Here is a 4,202-nt window from a genome sequence, read left to right as displayed (position 1 = left end):
ACAGCGGTCCAAGAGAAAACATTAAACCGTTTATATATTACCCTAGGCTATTCGCTGTTAAATCAAGCCTATTATCGTAACGCTAGAAAAACCTTCCAATTAGTTGGCCTTAGCAGCCGTTATAGTAATCAAGCGCTACTTGGTATTGCCTTAACCGCTGCCTATCAAGATGATTTTCTTGGTGCATTAAACGCAAGTCGGTTTTTAAAGGAAAAGCAGCAAGATGATCTGCCTATTGATGAGGCATTTTTATTGATGCCATTTTTTTATGAAAAGTCACAACAACTTGCCACCGCATCACTGGGTTACTCACAAGCAGCAAGTTATTACCAAGATAAAATTTCAACACTCACTCAATTGATTGACGCCCCCATTAATTTAGCAAGTCATCCGATTGAGCTCAGTAATGGCATCAGTAACGGCGTCAGTATGACTATTAACAATAAGCATATCGACTTATCGGCTAATTACCCCAGTTACTTCTTTACTCAGCGCCAGAACGTAGGACAATTAAAGTCATGGCAGACGAAATTAAATAATCCTAAATTAAGTCAGGACTTGTCTTCGATAATTCAAGCATATGATGTACTAACAGTGAAAATGGCAAAAAGCATAATGCACAACAGAGTTGCACAGTTGAGCAGCTATTTAAATCAATCTAGATATGGCTTGGCCAGACTTTATGACAACAATACGGTGGCACAATAATGCCGCGTAATTTATCAAAATTTATTTTTTTTCCACTTGTTTTTTCACAGCTTAATGCCACTAAGTTATCGTTACTGCTAGTTTGCTGCTTGAGCGGATTACTTAGTGGCTGTAACGATCAAGAGAGCTCTCGGCAAACATTACAAAGCATAGATAACACTGAACAACATAAAGATGCGCAACAGACGAAGGCCATCGCCAAGTCAGAAAATGATATTCGCGACGCCTACATAAATTATTTAAAACATGCCTCAAAATCAGACTTATCTCGTGCCGATGCATTAAATAGGCTGGCGGCTATCGAATTTAAATTATCAGAAGAGTTATTACTGAACTCGGCCACAGAGGAAGCAGAAACAAAACTGGCCAATGAAAAATTAAACAGAACTATTGAGCTATTAGAAACTTCGATAAAAGATTACCCCAAGGCTAAACACAATGATGTCACGCTTTATCAGCTAGCCAAGGCTTATGATCAACAGGATGATTACGAGCAGACACATGAAGCATTAAAGCAGTTGGCTCAAGATTACCCTAAATCAATTTACTATTTAGAAGCACAATTTAGACTGGCTGAATATGCTTTTAGTGCTAAGCAATATCCGCAAGCTGAAGATAAATATACCGAAATAATTATTGCTAAAAACAATGCCGTATTCTACGAAAAATCATTGTATAAGCGTGGTTGGGCCCGCTTTAAACAAGAGTTTTATATTGAAGCAGCCGATGATTTTGTGCAAGTTATTAACTTTAATGACTTTCAACAATATGAGCAATTAACAGCTAGTCAGCGCAGTTTATTTGATGAGTATTTTCGCGCCATGGGATTATCATTCTCCTACCTGGGCGGCGCTGAGCCACTTAACTTGTACTTTAAACAAACTGAGCATGTTAATAATTTATATTATATTTACAGCAGCTTAAGTGACACTTTCCTCAAACAACAGCGCTATAACGATGCGGTAACTACATTAAACAGTTATATCGACCAATACCCTGACTCTGAGTTCTCAGCACAAGCCTCTTTAAAAATGGTCGACATATGGAAGCAAGCTGGTTTTATCGAACAAAGAAAAGCCGCTTTCGAGCAATTTTATGCCGACTATCAGCCAAGCAGTAGCTATTGGCTTAACAAAAAAAGTCGCTATAAAAAGCGCTATGAGATGATAAAACTCGCACTGAAAAACCATATTTTAGTTGAGACTGCGACTTACCATAAAAAGTATCAACAAGGTAAATTGCCAGCGGACTTCACTCGTGCAGAGCGTTGGTATAAAAATTATTTAAGCCATTTTTACGCCTACTCTCGCCAAGATAATATCCACTTCTTATTTGCTTCGCTGTATTTACAACATAATGATGAAAATCTTGCCTATAAGCATTATCAACTGGCGGGGTTTGACGAACAGATCATCACCAATAAAGATGCTGCCTATCAAGCGATTACCTTAGCAGATAACTTATTAGCTGCTGCGAAAAATCCAAAAAGTCAGGCTGTTTGGCTCAGTCGATTCATTGAGCCGTCAATTTTATATGCACAGCAATACCCAACAGATAAACACACCATCAGAGTCATCGCCAGAGCCAGTGAAATCGCCTATAGCAATAAGAGATTTAGCGATACCATTGTTTTAGCTGAATTAGTTATCAGTGATAAAAACAGCAAACTGATCAGTAATATTAATATGGTAAGAGCACATGCCTACTTTCAAACAAAGCAGTACCTAGCAGCAGAGCATAGCTATTTTTCTTTAGTAAATGACCAAGAGCTAAGCCCTAAAGATAAAGCCTCAGCAACCGAAGGCCTTGCCTTAGCGATATTTTATCAAGGCAGTCGCGCGGCTGAACAAAAAGAGATGCAGCTAGCTATTGAACACTACGCGAGGATTTCTCTGCTCACACCAAAGAGCACAACCGCAGCCTCGGGTTTATTTGATGCTATCGCTTTATCAATTCAAAGTGAACAGTGGTTACCGGCCATTGACTATATTAAGCGTTTTAGAAAGCTCTATCCGCTGCATAAAAAATCAAATGATATCGCTAAAAAACTGTCTGTTGCCTACTTAAATTCTAAGCAAAATATTGCCGCGGCAAAAGAGTTAGAAAAATTGTCGAGCCGTGAAAATAGTAAAGCATATAAAATGGCTTCACTACTCAAAGCCGCTGAACTTTATCAAACCAATAACGATACCCTTTCGGCTATTAGATCATTAAAAAAATATATTAAAACTTACCCGCAACCTTTTACGCCCTATTTCGAAGCTATGTATACCTTAACGCAATTATATACTGAGACTAACGAACTTAATAAAGGCCTTTTTTGGCATAAAAAAATTCTTGCCGCGGATAAAAGAACGCCAAACTCGGCTAAAAATGATCAGGCTAAGTTTATTGCTTCAAATGCTGCCATTGCCCTAGCACGTCACGAAAACCAGCGATTTTCCAAAGTGAAACTAGTAAGGCCATTAAAGAAGAATTTAAAACGGAAAAAGCAAAGTATGCTAGCCAGTGTTAACTATTATGCCCGCGCTTCTTCTTATGGCGTTGCAGAAACAGCAACAGAAGCAACCTATGCCATTGCCACTATTTACAACGACTTTAGTCAGGCTTTATTAACGTCTGAAGTGCCCAAACATCTTAACAATGACGAACAAGAGCAATATCTATTTTTGCTCGAAGATCAGGCCTTTCCATTTGAAGAAAAAGCCATCGAATTTTACGAAGTTAACCTAGCCTATACCCAAGATGATATTTACGATCAATGGATAAAAAAGAGCCATCAAGCGTTACAGCATTTATTTCCAATCAGGTATCAGCGAGAGCCAAAAGTAGAGGACTTTATTAATGTCTTACATTAAATCTAATCTGAGCATTACTTTGAACATTACCTTAGTCATCATTTTGCTCATGACTATCTCGGCTTGTAGTAATCAAGTAACAAGTAACCAGCCGGCAGTGACTAAGCAAACTGCCGAGTCTTCAATTGAAGAACTGCAGATCTATAAAAATGCCATTGTAGCGTTAAATAATAATGAGCTAGCGAAGGCTGAAAAGTTATTTATCTCCATGAGTGAACGCCAGCCAAATATTGCTGGTTCATGGGCTAATTTAGCGTTAATTAGTATTAAACAAGATAACTTAGCTCAAGCAGAAGTTTATGCAAAAACAGCGTTAGAGAAAAATCCCAATATGCCACAGGCATTGAACTTGTCCGGTTATCTGGCACAAAAAAAGGGCGCCATTAATATCGCCAAGTCTTATTACTTACAGGCAATTAGTCATAAGTCGGATTACGCCTTAGCACATTATAATTTGGCACTCGTTTATGATGTTTACCTGCAAGACATCGCTAAAGCTATTGAGCATTACCAATTTTATTTAGCTTACAGTAAGACAAAAGATGAAAACACTGAAAATTGGTTAGAAGGTTTAAAGGCAACCATGGCAGCAAATAATTCATGAAAATAATACTAAAAACTATCTTAATGCTACTG

Annotated in this window: 3 protein-coding genes; all 3 read left to right on the top strand. The window is 38.0% G+C overall.

What is annotated here, in order from left to right; genetic code table 11:
- On the top strand, positions 1-708 hold a 708-nt coding region (locus tag HRT50_RS18085; RefSeq protein ID WP_291617096.1), incomplete at its 5' end, for a hypothetical protein.
- Positions 708-3,566, top strand: a complete 2,859-nt coding sequence (locus tag HRT50_RS18080; protein WP_291617094.1) for a tetratricopeptide repeat protein — start codon at positions 708-710, stop codon at positions 3,564-3,566. The genes HRT50_RS18085 and HRT50_RS18080, both read left to right, overlap by 1 nt.
- Positions 3,553-4,170, top strand: a complete 618-nt coding sequence (locus HRT50_RS18075) for a hypothetical protein (protein ID WP_291617092.1) — start codon at positions 3,553-3,555, stop codon at positions 4,168-4,170. The genes HRT50_RS18080 and HRT50_RS18075 overlap by 14 nt, the downstream gene beginning before the upstream one ends.
- Positions 4,171-4,202: the final 32 nt, after the last annotated feature.

The organism is Colwellia sp. (genome assembly GCF_013215345.1).
Taxonomy (GTDB): domain Bacteria; phylum Pseudomonadota; class Gammaproteobacteria; order Enterobacterales; family Alteromonadaceae; genus Colwellia.
This window is presented reverse-complemented; position numbering and strand designations above follow the sequence as displayed.